This window comes from Sphaerisporangium sp. TRM90804, assembly GCF_029846175.1.
Classification (GTDB): Bacteria; Actinomycetota; Actinomycetes; order Streptosporangiales; family Streptosporangiaceae; genus Sphaerisporangium.
Window position 1 is genome coordinate 71,555 of sequence record NZ_JARWAC010000001.1, and the last position, 20,121, is coordinate 91,675.

At 72.8% G+C, this 20,121-nt stretch carries 19 protein-coding genes; 15 read left to right on the forward strand and 4 right to left on the reverse strand.

All coding sequences use genetic code 11. The features are described from left to right. The 8 genes from alr (at position 1) to tsaD (ending at position 6,359) form a co-directional block, all read left to right on the forward strand. Entirely contained in the window at positions 1-1,143 is a 1,143-nt protein-coding gene (alr, locus tag PYR91_RS00355; RefSeq protein WP_279776806.1) for an alanine racemase, read from the forward strand. 29 nt (positions 1,144-1,172) lie between these two features. Then, complete coding sequence (locus PYR91_RS00360; protein ID WP_279776807.1) at positions 1,173-2,291, forward strand: alpha/beta hydrolase; 1,119 nt, start codon at positions 1,173-1,175, stop codon at positions 2,289-2,291. Next, positions 2,288-2,743 (forward strand): tRNA (adenosine(37)-N6)-threonylcarbamoyltransferase complex ATPase subunit type 1 TsaE, encoded by a 456-nt coding sequence (gene tsaE, locus PYR91_RS00365; RefSeq protein WP_279776808.1) that lies wholly within the window; start codon positions 2,288-2,290, stop codon positions 2,741-2,743. Before PYR91_RS00360 ends, tsaE begins: the two co-directional genes overlap by 4 nt. A 295-nt stretch (positions 2,744-3,038) precedes the next feature. Further along, positions 3,039-3,569 carry a hypothetical protein gene (locus PYR91_RS00370; protein ID WP_279776809.1) on the forward strand — a complete coding sequence of 177 codons (531 nt, stop codon included), beginning with the start codon at positions 3,039-3,041 and terminating at the stop codon, positions 3,567-3,569. Positions 3,570-3,590: 21 nt separating this feature from the next. Next, on the forward strand, positions 3,591-4,136 hold the full coding sequence (locus PYR91_RS00375) for a class F sortase (RefSeq protein ID WP_279776810.1): 546 nt from the start codon (positions 3,591-3,593) through the stop codon (positions 4,134-4,136). Positions 4,137-4,199: 63 nt separating this feature from the next. Continuing rightward, positions 4,200-4,865: a tRNA (adenosine(37)-N6)-threonylcarbamoyltransferase complex dimerization subunit type 1 TsaB gene (gene tsaB, locus PYR91_RS00380; RefSeq protein WP_279776811.1), complete on the forward strand. Its 666-nt coding sequence runs from the start codon at positions 4,200-4,202 to the stop codon at positions 4,863-4,865. A 20-nt stretch (positions 4,866-4,885) separates the two neighbouring features. Further along, a complete protein-coding gene (gene rimI / locus PYR91_RS00385) occupies positions 4,886-5,335 on the forward strand; it encodes a ribosomal protein S18-alanine N-acetyltransferase (RefSeq protein ID WP_279777083.1) in 450 nt (149 codons plus the stop codon). Then, entirely contained in the window at positions 5,328-6,359 is a 1,032-nt protein-coding gene (gene tsaD, locus PYR91_RS00390) for a tRNA (adenosine(37)-N6)-threonylcarbamoyltransferase complex transferase subunit TsaD (RefSeq protein ID WP_279776812.1), read from the forward strand. Before rimI ends, tsaD begins: the two co-directional genes overlap by 8 nt. Positions 6,360-6,401: 42 nt before the next feature. Here tsaD and PYR91_RS00395 read toward each other — a convergent pair whose 3' ends face one another. Next, a complete protein-coding gene (locus tag PYR91_RS00395) occupies positions 6,402-7,910 on the reverse strand; it encodes a hypothetical protein (RefSeq protein WP_279776814.1) in 1,509 nt (502 codons plus the stop codon). A gap of 202 nt (positions 7,911-8,112) precedes the next feature. Then, complete coding sequence (locus PYR91_RS00400) at positions 8,113-9,309, reverse strand: class I SAM-dependent methyltransferase (RefSeq protein ID WP_279776815.1); 1,197 nt, start codon at positions 9,307-9,309, stop codon at positions 8,113-8,115. A gap of 275 nt (positions 9,310-9,584) precedes the next feature. Between PYR91_RS00400 and groES the strand changes: the two genes are divergently transcribed. The 4 genes from groES to PYR91_RS00420 all read left to right on the forward strand — a co-directional run bounded on the left by groES (position 9,585) and on the right by PYR91_RS00420 (position 12,818). Beyond that, on the forward strand, positions 9,585-9,899 hold the full coding sequence (groES, locus tag PYR91_RS00405) for a co-chaperone GroES (protein ID WP_084258731.1): 315 nt from the start codon (positions 9,585-9,587) through the stop codon (positions 9,897-9,899). A 107-nt stretch (positions 9,900-10,006) separates the two neighbouring features. After that, positions 10,007-11,629, forward strand: a complete 1,623-nt coding sequence (gene groL / locus PYR91_RS00410) for a chaperonin GroEL (RefSeq protein WP_279776817.1) — start codon at positions 10,007-10,009, stop codon at positions 11,627-11,629. Between the two features lie 359 nt (positions 11,630-11,988). Next, complete coding sequence (locus PYR91_RS00415) at positions 11,989-12,615, forward strand: sigma-70 family RNA polymerase sigma factor (RefSeq protein ID WP_279777084.1); 627 nt, start codon at positions 11,989-11,991, stop codon at positions 12,613-12,615. 56 nt (positions 12,616-12,671) lie between these two features. Beyond that, entirely contained in the window at positions 12,672-12,818 is a 147-nt protein-coding gene (locus tag PYR91_RS00420; RefSeq protein ID WP_279776818.1) for a hypothetical protein, read from the forward strand. Here the strand turns inward: PYR91_RS00420 and PYR91_RS00425 are convergent. Then, positions 12,779-13,156 (reverse strand): DUF5319 domain-containing protein, encoded by a 378-nt coding sequence (locus PYR91_RS00425; protein WP_279776820.1) that lies wholly within the window; start codon positions 13,154-13,156, stop codon positions 12,779-12,781. The genes PYR91_RS00420 and PYR91_RS00425 overlap by 40 nt on opposite strands. A 184-nt stretch (positions 13,157-13,340) precedes the next feature. On the opposite strand from PYR91_RS00425, the gene guaB reads away from it, so the two are divergent. Both guaB and PYR91_RS00435 read left to right on the forward strand, forming a co-directional pair. After that, positions 13,341-14,819 (forward strand): IMP dehydrogenase, encoded by a 1,479-nt coding sequence (gene guaB, locus PYR91_RS00430; RefSeq protein WP_279776822.1) that lies wholly within the window; start codon positions 13,341-13,343, stop codon positions 14,817-14,819. 256 nt (positions 14,820-15,075) lie between these two features. Continuing rightward, positions 15,076-16,185: a GuaB3 family IMP dehydrogenase-related protein gene (locus PYR91_RS00435; protein WP_279777085.1), complete on the forward strand. Its 1,110-nt coding sequence runs from the start codon at positions 15,076-15,078 to the stop codon at positions 16,183-16,185. 184 nt (positions 16,186-16,369) lie between these two features. Here the strand turns inward: PYR91_RS00435 and nagA are convergent, their stop codons facing one another. Next, complete coding sequence (nagA, locus tag PYR91_RS00440) at positions 16,370-17,503, reverse strand: N-acetylglucosamine-6-phosphate deacetylase (RefSeq protein WP_279776823.1); 1,134 nt, start codon at positions 17,501-17,503, stop codon at positions 16,370-16,372. A gap of 691 nt (positions 17,504-18,194) precedes the next feature. Between nagA and PYR91_RS00445 the strand changes: the two genes are divergently transcribed. Next, complete coding sequence (locus PYR91_RS00445) at positions 18,195-19,931, forward strand: glycerol-3-phosphate dehydrogenase/oxidase (RefSeq protein WP_279777086.1); 1,737 nt, start codon at positions 18,195-18,197, stop codon at positions 19,929-19,931. Positions 19,932-20,121 lie beyond the last annotated feature (190 nt).

Below are 20,121 nucleotides of genomic sequence, written 5' to 3' on the forward strand. Positions count from 1 at the left end.
GTGAGTCTTCCCATTCACGGTTCCCTCGTCACACCCGCCCAGGCCCGAGTGGACCTCTCGGCGATCGAGCACAACCTGGCCGTGCTGCGCGGCCACGCCGCCGGCGCCGAGGTCATGGCCGTGGTCAAGGCCGACGCCTACGGCCACGGCCTGGTGCCCTGCGCTCGTGCCGCGCTCGCCGCGGGCGCGTCCCGCCTCGGCACCGCCTACATCCAGGAGGCGCTCGACCTGCGGGCCGCCGGCGTCACCGCGCCGGTCCTGTCGTGGATCATCACGCCCGGGGAGCCGATCGACGACGCCGTGGCCGCAGCCGTCGACCTGTCGGCCGGTGCGGCCTGGCTGGTCGACGACATCGCCGCGTCGGCCCGCCGGGCCGGCCGTGTCGCGCGCGTCCATCTGAAGGTCGACACCGGCATCGCCCGGGGCGGCGCCACGCCCGCCGAATGGCCCGCGCTGCTCGACCGCGCCCTGGCAGCCCAGGCCGAGGGCGCCATCGAGATCGCCGGGCTGTGGTCCCACTTCGCCTGTGCCGACATCCCCGGCCACCCCTCGATCGGCCGCCAGCTCGCGATCTTCGACGAGGCCCTGGCCGTCGCCCAGAAGGCCGGCGCCGCCGGTTCGCACGTCCTGCGGCACATCGCCAACTCCGCCGCCACGGTGACCCTCCCCGAGGCGCGCTACGACATGGTGCGGCCGGGCATCGCCATGTACGGGCTGAGCCCCATCCCCGAGCTCGGCGACTTCGGGCTGCGGCCGGCCATGACGCTCAGCGCGCGGGCCGCCATGGTCAAGCGCGTGACCCCCGGCACCGGGGTGTCCTACGGCCACCTGTACACCACCGAGCGCGAGACCACCCTCGCCCTGGTGCCGCTCGGCTATGCCGACGGCATCCTGCGCGGGGCGACCAACCGCGCGCAGGTCCTGGTCGGCGGCAGGCGGCGCACGGTGTCCGGCCGGGTCTGCATGGACCAGTTCGTGGTCGACGTCGGCGACGACCCCGTGCGCGAGGGCGACGAGATCCTGCTGTTCGGCCCAGGTGCGGCGGGCGAGCCGACCGCCCAGGAGTGGGCGGATTCCCTCGGCACGATCACCCATGAGATCGTGACCAGGATCGGTTCTCGCGTGCCGCGCGTTTACCGCTAGAGAGCCGTTCACCCCTCAAGGAGGTCGTAATGCCCACACGGCGCAGGGTCGGGATCGCGGGGGCGATCGTCGGAACCGCTTCGGCGGGGCTGGCGGCCGCGGCCCTGGCCAAGCGGTACGCCGTGGGACGCATCCGCCTGCGGGCCGACACCGAGGCCAGCGAGCCCTTCGGCGAGCTGCGGGGCCGCCCGTTCACCGTCAAGACCTCCGACGGCGTCGAGCTGCACGCCGAGGTCGACGGCCCCGACGACGCCCCGCTGACGCTGGTCTTCTGCCACGGGTACACCCTCAACCTCGACTCCTGGCACTACCAGCGGCGCGAGCTGCGCGGCCGGCACCGCATGGTGTTCTGGGACCAGCGCCGCCACGGCCGCTCCAGCGGCACGCCCGCCGGCGACTGCAGCATCGACCGCCTCGGCGACGACCTCGCCGAGGTGCTCAAGGCGCTGGTGCCCGGCCCGTGCGTGCTGATCGGGCACTCCATGGGCGGCATGACCGTCATGGCCCTGGCCGACAAGCAGCCCGAGCTGTTCGGCGAGAAGATCCGCGGTGTCGCGCTGATCTCGACGTCGGCCGGGAGGCTGGCCGAGCTGACGCTGGGCCTGCCCGCGCTGTTCTCCAAGGTCGTGCACAGGGCCGCCCCGCCCGCGGTGTCGCTCATCGGCCGGCGCGGCGCGCTGGTCGACCGCGGCAGGCAGGCCGGCAACGACGTGTCGTTCCTGGCCCTGCGCTACCTCGGCTTCGGCGACCCCTCCTCCATCAGCCCCACGGTCGTCGACTTCGCCGAGTCGATGATCCGCTCCACCTCCACCGAGGTGATCGCCGACTTCTACCCGGCGCTGATGTCGCACGACAAGCTGGCCGCACTCGACGTGCTCACCAAGGTGCCCACCTCCATCGTCGTCGGCGAGAAGGACTGGCTCACCCCGCCCGAGCACAGCGACGCCATCAGCGCGGTGCTGCCGTCCGCGCGGCTGACCCGCGTGCCCGGCGCCTCCCACCTGGTGCCGCTGGAGAAGCCCGACACCGTCAACCAGGCGATCCACGAGCTGCTGCGGGCGGTCGCCGACACCGACGCCGGCACGGGCGGCGCGCTGGGCGGCGTGAAGGCCCCCGACCCCACCGACCTGGCGGAGGAGGCCCGATGAGGCGCGCGGGCACGGCCGAGGAGATGCGTTCGCTGGGCGGGGAGATCGCCCGGCTGCTCGCCCCGGGAGACCTGGTGGTGATGTCCGGGCCGCTGGGCGCCGGCAAGACGACGCTCGTGCAGGGCATCGGCGAGGGCCTGAGGGTGCGCGGGCCGATCACCTCGCCGACCTTCGTGATCGCGCGGGTCCACCCCTCCCTCGCCGGCGGGCCCCCGCTCGTGCACGCCGACGCCTACCGCCTCGGCGGCTCGCTGGAGGTGGACGACCTCGATCTGGACGCCTCCCTCGACGACTCGGTGACCGTCGTCGAGTGGGGCGAGGGCCTGGTCGAGGGCCTCGCCGACGACCGGCTGGAGGTCTCCATCGAGCGAGGCGAGGCCGGAGACGAGCGCCTCGTACGGCTGCGCGGAGTGGGCTCGCGGTGGGAGGATCTTCCCGAGGCGTTCGGCTGACGGCCGTGGGCTGATCTAGACCGGTACTCACCCTGGCCTTGACGCGCGCCCTTCCCCCTCAGGATCATCGGTATGAAGATCGTTCCGATGGATTGGCCCATTTTTTCTGGGTATGCAGTGGGGTAGTCCCAGAGCGTGGCCGGATCGGGCGGGGTCGGATCGAGCGGCGGAGTGGAGTGCGACGGTGCACAGGATCGGGCAGGTCGCGGTTGCTGGAGCATTCCTACTGACGGGTTGTGTGGCCTGCACGGCCTCGGCACAGTCAGGTGAGCCGAGCCCGGCGCCCTCGCCGAGCGTGAGCAGGCAGGACATCAGGGTGCAGCTCGTCCCCGACCGCGTGCAGGGCGGGGCCACCAGGTCGATCCGGGTGCGGGCCTTCTGCCCGGTTCCCCAGGGCGGCACCGAGTACCGCGCCACCGCGCGGTCCGACGCGTTCACCGGCGTGGTCACCCTGACCCAGCCGCCCCCGGCGAGCCCGGCGGCCACGTCCGACCCGGTGACCACCGAGGCCCCCTCGCCCGAGGTGCGCGGCTTCGCGCTCGTCGACGAGGACACCACGCCCGGCCGCTACGAGGTCGACGTGAAGTGCGAGGGCACCAACGACACCGGCACCACGACGCTCACCGTCACCGCCCGGCCGAGGGCCACCGCCACCGAGACCCGCGTCGTGCCCACCCGGGCGCCCCGGGCGGGCGGCGGCGGCACGGCGGCCGGAGCGGCCGAGGACGACTCCCCGGGCATCCCCGTGGGCGTCACGGTCGCGGTGGTCCTGGCCGCGCTCGGGGGCGGCGTCGCCGTGGCGCGCCGCTCGTCGGGGAAGCGCTGACCTGCGGCCCGCCCCACCCCCATGGCAGAGACGAAGTGGCTGAAGATCGTGGTGGCCGGGTTCCTCACCGGCGCCGTCATGTTCGCGATCACCGGGCCCGAGAAGGACGCCCAGGAGCCGCGTAAGGTCTCGGCGGTCCCCAAACGGCTCGACATCCCCTCGCTCGACCTGCGGGCGCCGCTGATGAAGCTCGGCCTCACCGGTGACGGCGAGGTCGAGCTGCCGCCGTACGAGAAGCCGGCGACGGCCGGGTGGTTCCAGGAGAGCGTGGTCCCCGGCGAGACCGGCCCCTCGGTGATCATCGGGCACGTCGACACCAAGACGGCGCCCGCGGTCTTCTACCGCCTGCGCCACGTCAAGCGGGGCGCCGTCGTCAAGGTGCTGCGCAGCGACGGCAAGGTCGCCCAGTACAAGGTCGACTCCGTGGAGCAGGTGGCCAAGGAGGAGTTCCCGGCGCAGCGCGTGTACGTGGACGAGGGGCTCCGCCTGGTGACCTGCGGCGGCGGGTTCGATCGCGCGAACGGCGAGTACCTCGACAACGTCATCGTCTACGCCTCGCCGGTCTGATGCCCCCCGCCGGCTAACCGCACACGAAAAAAACACCCGCCGAAGCGACTACCCTTGACGTCCGTGCTGGTCTTGGCCTTCGATACCGCGACTCCGGCCGTCACCGCCGCGCTGCACGACGGCAGCCGCGTGCTCGCCGAGTCGACGACGGTGGACGCCCGCCGCCACGGTGAGCTGCTGATCCCCTCCGTCCAGGCGATCCTGCGCGAGGCGGGCGCCGCCCTCGGCGACGTCACCGCCATCGTCGCGGGCACCGGCCCCGGCCCCTACACCGGCCTGCGCGTCGGGCTGGTGACCGCCCAGGCGCTGTCCTCGGCGAGCGGCGCCCCGGCGTACGGCGTGTGCACGCTCGACGTCGTCGCCTACGCCTCGGGCCTGTCGGGGCCCTTCCTGGTCGCCACGGACGCCCGGCGCAAGGAGCTGTTCTGGGCCCGCTACGCCGACATGCGCACCCGCGTGGACGGCCCCGCGGTCGACCTCCCCGGCGATCTCCCCGCCGAGCTGCCGGTCGTCGGCGCGGGCGCCGAGATGTACGCCGAGGTGCTGGGCGCGGGCCGGCTGGTCGAGGGCGCCCCCGCCTACCCCGCGGCCGGGGCGCTGGCGGCGCTCGCCGCCGAGCGCCTCGCGGCCGGCGGCTCCGGCGACTCCGTCCTCACCACGCCGCGCCCCATCTACCTGCGCAGGCCGGACGCCCGGGTGCCCGGCCCGCCCAAGAGGGTGACGGCGTGAGCGTCGCCACACTGCGGCGGATGACCCGGGCCGACCTCCCCGCCGTCATGAGGATCGAACGCTCCACGTTCCCCCTGGACGCCTGGAGCGAGGGCATGATGCGCGGCGAGCTGGACGACCAGCCGCGAACCCGCCACTACATCGTCGCCCTCGTCGAGGGCGAGATCGTCGGGTACGCCGGGCTCGCCGCCGCCGGCGACCAGGCCGACGTGCAGACCATCGCGGTGTCCGCGGGCAACCAGCGCGCGGGCATCGGCAGCGCGATGCTGGGAGAGCTGCTCGCCGAGGCCGTCCGCCGGGGCACCGCGGCGGTGTTCCTGGAGGTCCGGGCCGACAACCCGCCCGCGCAGGCGATGTACAGGCGCTTCGGCTTCCGGCCGATCGGCGTGCGCGCCGACTACTACGACGACGGAACCGACGCGATCATGATGGTGCGCAGGCTGGACGAGGAAGGTGACGGGAATGGCTGACCAGCCCCTGGTCCTGGGCATCGAGACCTCCTGCGACGAGACCGGCGTCGGCCTCGTCCGGGGCCACACGCTGCTCGCCGACACGATCGCCTCCAGCGTCGAGGAGCACGCCCGGTTCGGCGGCGTGGTGCCCGAGGTCGCATCGCGCGCCCACCTGGAGGCCATGGCCCCGACCGTCGAGCGCGCCCTGCAGCGCGCCGGCGTGCGCTTCGCCGACATCGACGCGGTGGCCGTCACCGCGGGCCCCGGGCTCGCCGGTGCGCTGCTCGTGGGCGTCGCGGCGGCCAAGGCGTACGCGCTGGGGCTCGGGGTGCCGCTCTACGGCGTCAACCACCTGGCCGCGCACGTGGCCGTCGACCAGCTCGAACACGGCGCGCTGCCCAAGCCCTGCATCGCCATGCTGGTGTCGGGCGGGCACTCCTCGCTGCTGCTGGTGCCCGACGTCGCCAAGGAGGTCATCCCGCTCGGGTCGACCGTCGACGACGCGGCGGGGGAGGCCTTCGACAAGGTCGCCCGGGTGCTGGGCCTGCCCTTCCCCGGCGGCCCGCACATCGACCGCGCCGCCACCGAGGGCTCGGGCGGCGCGATCGCCTTCCCGCGCGGCAAGTACGACGACGGCACGCTCGACTTCTCGTTCTCGGGTTTGAAGACCGCCGTGGCGCGCTGGGTGGAGGCCCGCGAGCGGGCCGGGGAGCCCGTGCCGCTGGCCGACGTGGCGGCGTCCTTCCAGGAGGCCGTCGTCGACGTGCTCACCCGCAAGGCGCTCCAGGCCTGCCGCCGGCACGGCGTGCGCGATCTTCTGATCGGCGGCGGCGTGGCGGCCAACTCCCGCCTGCGGGCGCTGGCGCGTGAGCGCTGTGAGGCGGCCGGGGTGCGCCTGCGCGTGCCCCGTCCGGGCCTGTGCACCGACAACGGCGCGATGGTCGCCGCCCTGGGCTCGGAGCTGGCCGCCGCGGGCGTGAGCCCCTCCGGGCTCGACATCCCGGCCGACTCCTCCCTGCCGATCACCGCCATCCACATGTGACGCGGCCGGGCCGTCCTCCCCCGAGGGGGGACGGAGCCTCGGTCAGTCTTTGGGGGGGCGGGTGGGGCGCAGGAGCGCCTCGGCCAGGGCGAGCATGGTCTCCTCCAGGGCGCCCAGCCTGCGGGTGAGGTCGTCGTGGGTGGGCTGGACGATCTCGCCGACGGTCTCGGTGAGCTGGGCGCGGTCGGGGCGGGCCCTCACCAGCTCGGCCAGCGGGGTAACGGCGGCGGCGGCCTCCGCCAGACGGTCGTCCAGCGCGTCGAACCGCCTGCCCTGGACGTCGCCCTGGGCGTTGATCAGCTCGCCCACGCGCTTGGGCACCTCGCCGACCTCCAGCAGGGCGGGGAGCTGGCCGACGCGCTGGTTGACCGCCTCCACGCGGTCGTCGACGATGTCGAGGCGCTCGTTGATGCCCTCGAAGACGGGGTCGAACGCGGCGAGCCGCCCCTCGTGCCCGGCCAGGCCGCCGTCGACGCCGGCGAGCCGCCGGTTGGTCTCCTCCAGCCCCGCGGTGAGGCGCTCGCCGAGCTCGTCGAGCGCGCCGGTCACCCCGGTGAGGGTGGTGTCGACGGCGGACAGGCGCGAGTCGGTGGCCTCGACGCGGCCGTCCACGGCCTGGAGCCGGACGTCCACGGTCTCCAGGCGGCCCTCCACGGCCCCCAGGTGGCTGTCGACGGTGTCGAAACGCTCGCCGAGGCCGGACAGCCGGGCCTCGACGGCGGCTCCGCGAGAGTCGGCGGAGTCGAGCCGGCCCTCGAAGGAGGCGAGGCGGCCGTCGACGCCGTCGAGGCGGTCGCCGAGGCGGGTCTCGGCGTCGGCGAGCCGCGCCGTCATGTCGTCGATCTTGCGGGCGAGTTGGCCGACCGAGCCGGTGATCCGCTCGACCGCGGAGGCCAGGGTCTCCTCCAGGCCCTCGCTGAGGTCGAGCACGCCGCCCTCGACACGCTCTGTGCGCTGGACGAGGTCGTGTAAGGCCTTGTCGAGGCGGGTGAAGCGCCCCGCGGCGGCCTCGATGCCCGACTGGAACTGGGAGAGCCTGCGGTCGAACTCCGCCATGTGCGCGGCCATGTCGTGGCCGCCGTCGAGCAGCGCCTGGACGCGCTTCAGCGCCTCGGCGACGCCCTCCCTGACCGTGCCCAGATCGGTCAGCAGGCCGGGCAGCTCGGCGACGGGCTTGAGGCGGTCGCCGACGGCCTCCACGCGGTCGCCGACGGCCGCCAGACGGTTGCCCAGGGCGTCCACGCGGTCGCGGACCAGCTCGACGTGCTGGGCCAGCCCCTCCGCCCACGTGGGCGGCCGGGCCGCCAGCTCGCCCAGGCGCCCGTCGAGGCTCTCGAGCGCGCCGCTGAGGCCGCCCAGCTCGCGCTCGCGGACCTCGCGGAGCAGCCACTCCATGCCCTCCAGCCGCTGCCGGATCTCGTCGAGCACGGCGCCCTGGGTGCGCTGCTCGTAGACGTGGTCCTGTGCGGCCCTGGCGAGCAGCTCGCGCATCCGATCGGAGATGGCGGTCTGGTTTCCTGCCTGGAGGAGGGTGTGGTTGGAGTGGTCCACCGAAAGCTCCTTCACTCGCCGGCGGTCGGCCGCACGGCGGTGGGGTTGGTCCGGTCGTCTTGGCGTGACGAAGAGGGCGGGTAAACCTTCGATCAGGGAATTCCCGCGCTCGCCAATGTAGTGGGTCGGGGGCAGACTTTCGGGGCCGACTTTAAAACTTCGTGATTAACGATAGATTGACCGAGTTTGCCATCGCCGCAGGTCAGGCGGGAGCACAGATGAACGCGTAAGGACGCTCGCCGATACGCGTGAGGAGCACCACACATGATTTGTCCCCTGAAAGGCGCAAATCTTTTCGCAGGCGCTCCAGGTCGAGCGCCGAACCCCGTTTCTTGAGCGTCACGCTGCCGACGCCGCGGGCGCGCAGTGCCGCCCGAAGGCGTTTCAGCGAGAACGCGAGCGTCTCCAGCACCTCGTACCGGTGCGCCCACGGGGTGACGGCGGGCTCGTCGCCGGTGATGTACGCGATGTGCGGGTCGAGCAGGTGCCCGCCCACCTGGGCGGCGACCTCGGCCACCAGGTGCGCCCGTATGGCCGCGCCGTCCGGCTCGTACAGGTAGCGGGCCACCGGGCCGACGGCCGGAGGGCCGAGGGCGGGGTCGGCGGTCAGCGTCTCGCCCGAGGGCAGCAGCGTCGCTCTGCGGGCGAACGGCCCCTCCCGATCGGCGCCGGCGTCCCCGGTGGCCAGGGCGCCGGTCCACACGGCGGCCTCCTTGACCTCGCCCTTGTGGGAGACCCATTCGGCCTCGGCGCCCGCCGGGAGAGCCTCGTAAGGGATCCCGGGCGCCACCTTCAGGCAGGCGGCCGGGGAGCGGGCGGCCAGGCCGAGGACGGCCGGCCAGGGCGGCGAGTACGCCATCGGGTCGAAGGTGCGCCTGCCGGACGACCGGCGCGCGGGGTCGGCGAACAGGGCGTCGTACGCCCCGGGGTCGACCTCGGCGGCCTCGCCCACGCGGACGGAGACGCCGCGCAGGCCCAGCGCGGCGGCGTTGGCCCGCGCGACCTCGACGGTGAGCGGGTCGCGGTCCACGGCGTCGACCACGCATCCGGCGCGGGCGAGCGCGATGAGGTCGCCGCCGATGCCGCAGCAGGCGTCGGCCACCCGCGTGCCGGGGCGGAACCGGCGCGCGCGGTGCGCCGCCACCTCGGCGCGGGTCGCCTGCTCCAGGCCGTCCGGTGTGAAGTACATGACAGCGGCGTCCGCCCCGAACTTGGCGACGGCCCGCGCCCGGAGCTCCGCCTGCGTGAGCGCCGCCGCGGTGAGCGGCGCGTCGTAGGACCGCCGCAGCCTGCGGGCCGCCGTCACCGCCCCCACGCCCTCCTGAAGGCTCGCGACGGCCTCCGCCAGGGCCTCCCGCCCCCGCGGGCCCAGCAACGCGACGAACGCCTCCAGATCCACGTCCCGAGACGCTACCGCCTCCGGACGCGCAGTCCTCGGCGGGAGTGGAGGGTTCGGCGGCGTTCGGGGGGTAGGGGGTGGTGGGCGATCAGGGGTGTTCTGACCTGGGACGGCCTGTCCATGTTGACTGAGTGGGCGGCCTTGCATACTGTTCAGTGTTGGCACTCGGCTAGTGAGAGTGCCAGACATAATGCGACGAGGCAGGTCTGACACCCGCGACGGCAGGCCGCTGGTCGCCTCTTCAGCTCATCAACACAATCTGAAGGGGAGGTCCGATCGTGACGACCGCCACCAAGGTTCCCGTTAAGCCGCTCGGCGACCGCATCGTGGTTCAGCCGCTTGAGGCCGAGCAGACGACCGCTTCCGGTCTGGTTATCCCGGACACCGCCAAGGAGAAGCCGCAAGAGGGCAAGGTCCTCGCGGTGGGCCCGGGCAACTGGGACGAGGACGGCGAGAAGCGCATCCCGCTCGACGTCAAGGAAGGGGACATCGTCCTCTACAGCAAGTACGGCGGTACCGAGGTCAAGTACGGCGGCGAGGAGTACCTGGTGCTCTCCGCCCGCGACGTTCTCGCGATCATCGAGAAGTAGAGCTTCAGGCGCGCGAGCGCCCCTCTGCTGCGGAGCCAAAAAAATTGCGTATCAAGCCCCGGGCACTTCGCAGAAGGCCCGGGGCTCTGATGCGGAGAGGACCTTAAATGCCGAAGATCCTGGAGTTCGACGAGGACGCCCGGCGCGCCCTCGAGCGCGGTGTCAACGCCCTCGCCGACGCCGTCAAGGTGACCCTCGGGCCGCGTGGCCGCAACGTCGTCATCGACAAGAAGTTCGGTGCGCCGACCATCACGAACGACGGCGTGACCATCGCCCGTGAGGTCGAGCTCGACAAGCCTTACGAGAACCTTGGCGCCCAGCTGGCCAAGGAAGTGGCGACCAAGACCAACGACATCGCCGGTGACGGCACCACCACCGCCACCGTGCTCGCCCAGGCGATGGTTCGCGAGGGGCTGCGCAACGTCGCCGCCGGAGCCTCGCCGCTGTCGCTCAAGCGCGGCATCGACCTCGCCGCCAAGGCGGTCAGCGACCGCCTCCTCGAGCTGGCCCGCCCGGTCGAGGACAAGAAGGAGATCGCCAACGTGGCGACGATCTCCGCGCAGGACGCCAAGATCGGCGAGCTGATCGCCGAGGCGTTCGACAAGGTCGGCAAGGACGGCGTCATCACCGTCGAAGAGTCCAACACCATGGGCCTTGAGCTGGAGTTCACCGAAGGGCTCCAGTTCGACAAGGGGTACCTGTCGCCGTACATGGTGACCGACCCCGAGCGCATGGAGGCCGTGCTGGAGGACGCCTACGTCCTGCTGCACCAGGGCAAGATCTCCTCCATCGCCGGCTTCCTGCCGCTGCTGGAGAAGGTCGCCCAGACCAAGAAGGCGCTGTTCATCGTCGCCGAGGACATCGAGGGCGAGGCCCTCGCCGTCCTGGTCACCAACAAGATCCGCGGCACGTTCACCTCCGTCGCCGTCAAGGCGCCGGGCTTCGGCGACCGCCGCAAGGCGATGCTGCAGGACATGGCGATCCTCACCGGCGGCCAGCTCATCTCCGAGGAGCTCGGCCTCAAGCTGGAGAACGCCGGCCTGGAGGTGCTGGGCACCGCCCGTCGCATCGTGGTCACCAAGGACGCCACGACGATCGTCGACGGCGCCGGTGACGCCGAGGCGATCCAGGACCGCGTCCGCGAGATCCAGTACGCGATCGAGCACACCGACTCCGACTGGGACCGCGAGAAGCTCCAGGAGCGGCTCGCCAAGCTCTCCGGCGGCGTCTGCATCCTGCGGGTCGGCGCTGCCACCGAGGTGGAGCTCAAGGAGAAGAAGCACCGCCTTGAGGACGCCATCTCGGCGACCCGCGCCGCGATCGAGGAGGGCATCGTCTCCGGCGGTGGCTCCGCGCTCGTGCACCTGTCCAAGGAGCTCGGCGACCTCGGCCTCACCGGTGACGAGGCCACCGGCGTCTCCGTCGTGCGCCGTTCGCTGGTCGAGCCCGCCCGCTGGATCGCCGAGAACGCCGGCCACGAGGGTTACGTCGTCACCGCGAAGATCGGCGAGCTGCCCGCGGGTCACGGCCTCAACGCCGCGACCGGCGAGTACGGCGACCTGATCGCCGCGGGTGTCATCGACCCCGTCAAGGTCACCCGCTCGGCCGTGCAGAACGCCGGTTCCATCGCCGGCATGCTGCTGACCACCGAGGTCCTCGTGGTCGACCGCCCTGAGGAGGAGGCCCCGGCCGCCGGCGGCCAGGGCCACGGCCACGGTCACGGTCACTGAGCCGATCGCCGACGACACCCCGAGCGCCCGGCCCGAGCCGGCCGGCCACGGGAGTCCGATCGACCGGAGTACGGCCCGCGCCCATGAGGGCGCGGGCCGTACGCGTTTGTGTGAATCGATTTTCCTCGCGCGGGATTTGACGGGACGGTAAACCGTCGGGTGTGGCCGGGCGTCGGCGCGATCCGCCCGAGCGCCCTCCAACCTGGAGCAACAACCAACAAATATCCGACGAATTCCCTCAGCCGCGGGAAATATGGAAACGCTACTGTGTTCACTTGATTACGCACGGTTATCGTCGCGTCAATGTGACCAATCCGTATCCATTCACGATGACGACATGCGCGATCGTGGCGGGCATCATGCCTAACGTGACCGAGGGACGCGTCGCCGACGCCAAGACTGGGGTAAGGCTTGCGACGAGATCGGACGAGTCCGACCTCAGGGAACTGACGAGCCTTGCCGTACAGGGGGATCGCTCAGCGATCGAATCGCTGCTGGGGCAGTTGCGCCCCATGGTGGTGCGCTATTGCCGCGCGCGGTTGGGCCGGGTCTCCGGTCACTACCACATAGCCGACGACGTGGCCCAGGAGGTGTGCATCGCGGTGCTGGCCGCGCTGCCGCGCTACCGCGACATGGGCCGCCCGTTCGCGTCGTTCGTCTTCGGCATCGCCTCCCACAAGGTGGCCGACGCGCTGCGCAGCTCCGTGCGCTCGGCGGTGCCGACGCCCGACCTGCCCGACGGCCCCGACCAGGGCCCGGGGCCGGAGGAGACGGTGGTGCGTTACATCGAGGCCGAGCACGCCCGCGCGCTGCTGTCGCGGCTGCCCGACAACCAGCGAGAGCTGATCATTCTTCGGGTGGTGTCGGGACTGTCGGCCGAGGAGACCGGTAACGTACTGGGTATGTCACCAGGTGCGGTTCGCGTCGCCCAGCATCGGGCGCTGGCCAGACTCCGGGCGATGGCAGAGCTGGAGTCGATAGCTTGACCTCGCTCCACCCGGCGCGTTCGGTCCGAAAACGGGGGCCGGAGGCGGATGCCGAAGTGCTCAGGACCGACGCCGTCCTTTCCGCGCTCGCGCGGCGGGAGGCCGCGGGCGAGCACGACGACGACGTGGTGCGGCTGCTGCGCGCCCTCGTCGACGACGTCGATCAGCGGCTCTCCTCGGTGTCGATCACTCCGTCGACGTAGCCCCTGGCGTACTCCCACGAGACGTAGTCGGACGGCTCGGGCTCGAAGGCCGGCTCGTGCACCTGTGGACGCCCGTGATCGATCATCTGCCGCAGGTTGCCGCGGAGCAGATCCCAGTTGAAGTAGTGCTGTTCGCCGCATTCGGGGCAGTCGAGCACGAGCCCGAGCACGCCCTGCGGTTCGAGCAGCGAGCGGAAGACCTCCACATCGGCGAGGTCGGTGAGCGCCTCGTCGCGCTCAGCGAGGGTCAGCGGTTCGCAGTCGTCGAACTCGCCCAGCGAGGCCGCGGGGTCGTTCGGGTCATCCGCGAAGGGGTCGCGGGGGACGTCTTCCAGCACGCGTTCCACCTTATGACCCTCGCCTGCCTGCATGAGGGGAACTGATGGTGAACCGCTGACACGGTCATGGGGATCCCCAAGTTATCCACATGCCGACCATGGCCGTGACCAGGGGCCCACTAAACTGTGCACGGGGGCCGGCGCCTTTCCCCACCTTGAGAGCGCCACGGCAGGAGGGCCGCAGATGGGCAAGTTCACCGAACCCGGGCTCACGTTCGACGACGTGCTGCTGGTTCCCGCGTACAGCGACCTGCAGCCGGGGGCGGCCGACACCACCACCCGCCTGTCGCGGTCGATCACCCTGAGCATCCCGCTGGTGTCCGCCGCGATGGACACCGTCACCGAGGCGCGCATGGCCGTGGCCATGGCCCGCCAGGGCGGCATCGGCATCCTGCACCGCAACCTGTCCGTCGAAGACCAGGCCCAGCAGGCCGATCTGGTCAAGCGTTCCGAGGCCGGCATGGTGACCAACCCGGTCACCTGCTCGCCCGACGACACGCTGGCCGACGCCGAGGCCCTGTGCGCCCGCTACCGCATCTCCGGCGTGCCGGTGATCGACCGCGGCGGCGTGCTCGTCGGCATCGTCACCAACCGCGACATGCGCTTCGAGAACGACCACAGCCGCCCCGTGCGCGACCTCATGACCCCCATGCCGCTGATCACCGCCCCCGTGGGCGTGTCGCGCGACGATGCGTTCGAGCTGCTGCGGCACAACAAGGTCGAGAAACTGCCCCTCGTCGACGCCGACGGGCGGCTGCGCGGCCTCATCACGGTCAAAGACTTCACCAAGAGCGAGCAATATCCTCTCGCCACGAAGGACGCCGACGGCCGCCTGGTCGTCGGGGCGGCGGTCGGCGTGGCGGGCGACGCCGAGCAGCGCGCGATGGCGCTGATCGAGGCCGGGGTCGACGTCATCGTGGTCGACACCGCCCACGGCCACTCGCACGGCGTCTGCGAGATGGTGGCCAAGATCAAGGCGAACGGCCGGGTCGACGTCGTCGCCGGCAACGTCGCCACGCGCGCGGGCGCCCAGGCCCTCATCGACGCCGGCGCCGACGCCGTCAAGGTCGGCGTGGGCCCCGGGTCCATCTGCACCACCCGCGTGGTGGCGGGCGTCGGCGCCCCGCAGGTCACCGCGATCCACCAGGCGTCGCTGGCCTGCGGCCCCGCCGGGGTCCCGGTCATCGGCGACGGCGGCCTGCAGTACTCCGGCGACATCGCCAAGGCGCTGGCCGCCGGGGCCGACACCGTCATGCTCGGCTCCCTGCTGGCCGGCTGCGAGGAGTCGCCCGGCGAGCTGATCTTCATCAACGGCAAGCAGTTCAAGTCCTACCGGGGCATGGGCTCGCTCGGCGCCGTGCGCAACCGCGAGCGCGGCGGCTCCTACAGCAAAGACCGCTACGCGCAGGAGAGCGTCTCCGGGGAGGACAAGTTCATCCCCGAGGGCATCGAGGGCCAGGTGCCCTACCGCGGCCCGGTGTCCGCCGTCGCCCACCAGCTCGTCGGCGGCCTGCGCCAGGGCATGTGGTACACCGGCTCGCGCACCATCTCCGAGCTGCACGACAAGGCCCTGCTGATGCCCATCACGCTCGCCGGTCTGAAGGAGAGCCACCCGCACGACATCCAGATGACGGTGGAGGCCCCCAACTACCACGGCCGCTGAGCGCGGCCCATCACGATGAAGCCCTGCGTCTCACCGGGCCGCCGACGGCGGCCGGTGGCGCCGGAGGGCCCGGCGACCGCCGTCGATGACGGCGGCCCATCGGGGTAGAGACGGTACGTACGTGCCGCCTCGGGCAGGTACGTCCCGGGGCGTGCCCTGGAGACATCCGAGTAGAGGACGGCCGCCGCGCGGTCCCCGGCAGGCGGGGGTGCGGCGGCCTCTCAGAGCGACGGGAACGAGCGAGAGCATGAGTCAGGTGGAGATCGGGCGCGGCAAGAGCGGACGCCGGGGTTACGCGCTGGACGAGATCGGCATCGTGCCGTCCCGGCGCACCCGCGACCCCGAGGAGGTGTCGATCGCCTGGCAGATCGACGCCTACCGCTTCGAGCTGCCCATCGTGGTCAGCCCGATGGACAGCGTCGTCTCGCCGGCGACGGCCATCCAGATCGGGCGGCTCGGCGGCCTGGGCGTGCTCGACCTCGAAGGCCTCTGGACCCGCTACGAGGACCCCGCGCCCCTGCTGGCCGAGGTCGCCGAGCTGCGCGGCGAGGCCGCGACCAAGCGGCTGCAGGAGATGTACGCGGCGCCGATCAGCGACGAGCTCATCGGCCGCCGCATCGAGGAGATCCGGTCGGCCGGCGTGACCGCCGCCGCCCGGCTGTCCCCCCAGCGCACCGCCCAGCACTACAAGGCCGTGGTCGACGCCGGGGCCGACATCTTCGTCATCCGGGGCACCACGGTCTCGGCCGAGCACGTCTCCGGGCGGGCCGAGCCGCTCAACCTCAAGCAGTTCATCTACGAGCTCGACGTCCCCGTGGTGGTCGGCGGCTGCGCCACCTACACCGCCGCCCTGCACCTCATGCGCACCGGCGCGGCGGGCGTGCTGGTGGGCTTCGGCGGCGGCTCCGGCCACACCACCCGCACGGTGCTCGGCGTCGCGGTGCCGATGGCCACCGCGATCGGCGACGTCGCCGCCGCCCGGCGCGACTACCTCGACGAGTCCGGCGGCCGTTACGTGCACGTCATCGCCGACGGCGGCATGACCAGCTCCGGCGACATCGCCAAGGCCATCGCCTGCGGCTCCGACGCCGTCATGGTCGGCTCCCCGCTCGCCCGCGCCGTCGAGGCCCCCGGCCGCGGCCACCACTGGGGCTCGGAGGCCCACCACGGCGACCTGCCGCGCGGCGCCCGCGTCGAGGTCGGCACCATCGGCACGCTGGAGCACATCCTGCACGGCCCGTCCACCGTCGCCGACGGCTCGATGAACCTCATGGGCGCCCTGCGCCGCACGATGGCCACCGCCGGCTACTCCGACATCAAGGAGTTCCAACGAGTGGAGGTCGTCGTAGCCCCCCACGTCCACTGACCCACCCGCCCCGGCGCCCGCCTTCCGCGGGCCCGGGACTTCGTATCGTCCACCCCCGGCGCCCGCCTTCCGCGGGCCCCGGGATCGCGTTCTCGGCCGCCGGGCGCGCACTCCGGTGGGAGCGCGAGCGGTCCGCCGCGCGCATCCCACCGGGCTGGGAGGGCGGGGGTGCGGGGGCGCATGGTCAGGGGGAGCTGATCCAGGTGCCCCTGCGCATCACGCCGGTGACGGTGAGGTCCTCGTCCAGGACCACCAGGTCGGCGTCCTTGCCGACGGCGATGGAGCCGACGCGGTCGTCCAGGCCCAGCACCCGGGCGGGGGTGAGCGAGGCCATGGCCGAGGCCTCGGGCACGGTGAAGCCGGCCTCGCGGACCGTGCGGCGGAAGGCGACGTCCATGGTGAGGGTGCTTCCGGCGATCGCCCCGCCCTCGACCAGGCGGGCGGCGCCGCCGGCGACCTCCACCTCCATCGAGCCGAGGCGGTAGGTGCCGTCGCCCATGCCGGCGGCGGCCATCGCGTCGGTGACGAGCGCCGTGCGGGCCGGGCCCGCGAGCGTGCCCGCCAGCCTGATCATGGCGGGGTGGGCGTGCACGCCGTCGTTGATCAGCTCGACCGTCACCCGCTCGTCCGACAGCAGCGCGGCGATCGGCCCGGGGTCGCGGTGGTGCAGCGGGGGAAGCGCGTTGTACAGGTGGGTCGCGACGGTGCAGCCCGCTTCGATGCCGGTCACGGCCTGCTCGTAGGTGGCGTCGCTGTGCCCGAGCGCGGCGATCACGCCCTCCGACACCGCCGCGGCGATGGTGTCCAGCGCCCCGGGCAGCTCGGGGGCGATGGTGAGCATCCGCACGTGCCCGTGCCCGGCCTTCAGCAGCTCGGTGAGCTCCGCGGGCGAGGGATCCCTGAGCTGGGTGGGGTTGTGCGCCCCGCAGCGCGCCGCGGCGATGTAGGGCCCTTCGAAGTGGACGCCCGCCAGCAGCCCGTCGTCGCACAGCTCGGCCAGCGCGGCCGTGGCCCGCGCGATGTCGGCGAGCGGCGCGGTGACCAGGCTCGCCATGATCGTCGTGGTGCCGTGCCCGGCGTGGAAGGCGGCGGCCCGCCGCGCCTGCTCCTGATCGCCCGAGGGGAACGACCCGCCGGCTCCGCCGTGGGTGTGGATGTCGACGAACCCAGGCACGACGTACCGCCCGGCCAGGCCGTGGCCGTCGCGCGGGGCCCGGCCCCGGCCGATGTGGGTGAAGCGGCCGTCCTCGATGGTGATCCAGCCCTCGTGCACGCCGCCGGGGGTCACGACACGGGCGTCGGCGAGTGTGATGCTCATGAGGACAGGATCACAGACGCCCGGACGTGCCCCCGCCGCCCCCCGGCGCCGGACCGGCGCGGCGCCCCGGGTCTGGACCGGTGCGGCGCCCCTGGGGTGGACCGGCGCGCCCGCCTCCCTCCGCCGGTGAGTCCCGCCGCACGCGGCCGCCACGGCGGCGGTCCTCGGCCGCGATGCCCTCGGCCATCGCGGGAGCGCGCACGGCCGGCACGGCCGCCAGAGTGTGCCGTCAGCGGTTTCCAACGCCCGTGGCCGGTGCTGGCGGCGTCATCGGGGTGTCTCAAGGTCGGGCCGTGTGGAGGGCGGGGCTTGGCGGGGGTGCCCGCGTGGGGGGTCGGGAGGTGTGGAGGAGGATGGGGCGAGCCGGGTGTATGGGAGGTCGTCTTGCACGGAGGTGGTGTGCCTGAGGTCGGCGTAGGGCATGCGAATAGCTACCGGCGGGTAGATATCAGGACGCGATAGGACAAGCCGCACCCTAGGGGGATCGCGATGGCGGCGCACACGGCCGGTGTCCGGGCACGACCCGACAGGCGGGTCGCCGGGGTGGGACGGTGGAGTAGGAGCAGGGCGGCGGCGCGACGCGGCGCCGGTCGCCCGGGAAGAGGATGGCACCGGCGTGAATACCGATAACGGCGGAACAGCGGCGCAGGCGGGCGAGGCCCGGAACGGCGCGGGGGTGCGCCTCGGCGGCATGCACTCGGCCCGGCTCGGCCCGGCCGAACGGGCGGCCGCGCTCGCCCGCATGACCGAGCCCGGCCAGGAACTGGACGTGATCGTGGTCGGCGGCGGGGTGGTCGGCTCCGGCGTCGCGCTCGACGCGGTCACCCGGGGCCTGTCGGTCGGCCTGGTCGAGGCGCGCGACTTCTCCTCGGGCACCTCCTCACGCTCGTCCAAGCTGATCCACGGCGGCCTGCGCTACCTGGAGCAGCTCAACTTCGACCTCGTCCGCGAGGCCCTGCAGGAGCGGGCGCTGCTGCTCCAGCGCATCGCCCCCCACCTGGTGCGCCCGGTGCCGTTCCTGTTCCCGCTCACCCACCACCTGTGGGAGCGGCCCTACCTGGGCGCGGGCCTGACGATGTACGACACGCTGGGCTTCTCCACCGGCCTCACCCGTGGCGTCCCCGGGCACCGGCACCTGTCGCGGCGCCGCGCCCTGCGGCTGGCGCCCGCGCTGCGCCGGTCGTCGCTCACCGGCGCCGTGCAGTACTGGGACGCCCAGGTGGACGACGCCCGGTACGTCAGCACCATGCTGCGCACGGCCGCCGCGTACGGCGCCCACGTGGCGTCGCGCACCTCGGTCATCGGGTTCCTGCGGGAGGGCGAGCGGGTCACCGGGGTGCGGGTGCGCGACCTGGAGTCGGGTGCCGAGTTCGACGTACGGGCCCGTCAGGTGGTCAACGCCACCGGCGTGTGGACCGACGACATCCAGCAGATGGTCGGCGGGCGCGGCCAGATCCACGTCCGCTCGTCCAAGGGCGTCCACCTGGTCGTGCCGCGCGACCGCATCCACTCGCTCACCGGCATCATCCTGCGCACCGAGAAGTCGGTGCTCTTCGTGATCCCCTGGGGGCGGCACTGGATCGTCGGCACCACCGACACCCAGTGGTCGCTGGACAAGGCGCACCCCGCCGCCTCGCGCCAGGACATCGACTACGTGCTCGACCACGTCAACGCCGTGCTGTCGGTGCCGCTGACCCGCGACGACGTCGAGGGCGTGTACGCCGGCCTGCGGCCGCTGCTGGCCGGGGAGTCGGAGGAGACCTCCGCGCTCTCCCGCGAGCACGTCGTGACCCACCCCGTGCCCGGCCTGGTGATGATCGCGGGCGGGAAGTACACCACGTACCGCGTGATGGCCCGGGACGCCGTGGACGCGGTCGCGCACGGGCTCGACCAGCGTGTCCCGCCCTCCTGCACCGACCAGATCCCGCTCGTCGGGGCGGAGGGATACCAGGCGCTGTGGAACGCGCGGCACCGGCTGGCGCGCTCCTCGGGCCTGCACGTGGCCCGCATCGAGCACCTGCTGCAGCGGTACGGGTCGCTGATCGACGAGGTGCTGACGCTCATCGAGGCCGACCCCTCGCTCGCCCGCCCGTTGTCCGGCGCGGACGACTACCTGCGGGCGGAGGTCGTCTACGCGGCCACGCACGAGGGCGCGCGGCACCTCAACGACACCCTCACCCGGCGCACCCGCATCTCGATCGAGACCTTCCACCGGGGCGTCGCGGTGGCCCAGGAGGCCGCCGAGCTGATGGCGGGCCCGCTGGGGTGGGACGCCGAGCAGGTCAAGCGCGAGGTCGAGTACTACACCAAGCGGGTCGAGGCCGAGCGCGCCTCCCAGGAGCAGGACACCGACCAGGAGGCCGACGCCATCCGTTTGGGCGCCCCGGAGATCGTCCCCGTCGCCGAGCCCCAGGTAAAGCCCGTCTGACCCCACCGGACCGTGCCGTCCCTGCGCGGGGCCGCGCCCGACCTTGCACCGGGCCGCGTGCGTTCCTGCGCGGAGCCGCGTGAGTTCCTGCGCGGGGCCGGGCGCGTTCCTGTGCCGGTTGCGCGTGGCTCGCCGGGCAGGACGCCCGTTACCCGGACGGGCGGCCCGCGCGGCCGTCCGTCTCCCGGAC

Excerpts from the sequence above, each read along its gene's own strand:
- guaB (WP_279776822.1), top strand. The coding sequence starts at position 13,341 with ATGGGCAAGTTCACCGAACCCGGGCTCACGTTCGACGACGTGCTGCTG.
- tsaE (WP_279776808.1), top strand. The coding sequence starts at position 2,288 with ATGAGGCGCGCGGGCACGGCCGAGGAGATGCGTTCGCTGGGCGGGGAG.
- PYR91_RS00360 (WP_279776807.1), top strand. The coding sequence starts at position 1,173 with ATGCCCACACGGCGCAGGGTCGGGATCGCGGGGGCGATCGTCGGAACC.
- PYR91_RS00415 (WP_279777084.1), top strand. The coding sequence starts at position 11,989 with ATGCCTAACGTGACCGAGGGACGCGTCGCCGACGCCAAGACTGGGGTA.
- PYR91_RS00375 (WP_279776810.1), top strand. The coding sequence starts at position 3,591 with ATGGCAGAGACGAAGTGGCTGAAGATCGTGGTGGCCGGGTTCCTCACC.
- nagA (WP_279776823.1), bottom strand. The coding sequence starts at position 17,503 with ATGAGCATCACACTCGCCGACGCCCGTGTCGTGACCCCCGGCGGCGTG.
- PYR91_RS00445 (WP_279777086.1), top strand. The coding sequence starts at position 18,195 with ATGCACTCGGCCCGGCTCGGCCCGGCCGAACGGGCGGCCGCGCTCGCC.
- groL (WP_279776817.1), top strand. The coding sequence starts at position 10,007 with ATGCCGAAGATCCTGGAGTTCGACGAGGACGCCCGGCGCGCCCTCGAG.
- tsaD (WP_279776812.1), top strand. The coding sequence starts at position 5,328 with ATGGCTGACCAGCCCCTGGTCCTGGGCATCGAGACCTCCTGCGACGAG.
- rimI (WP_279777083.1), top strand. The coding sequence starts at position 4,886 with ATGACCCGGGCCGACCTCCCCGCCGTCATGAGGATCGAACGCTCCACG.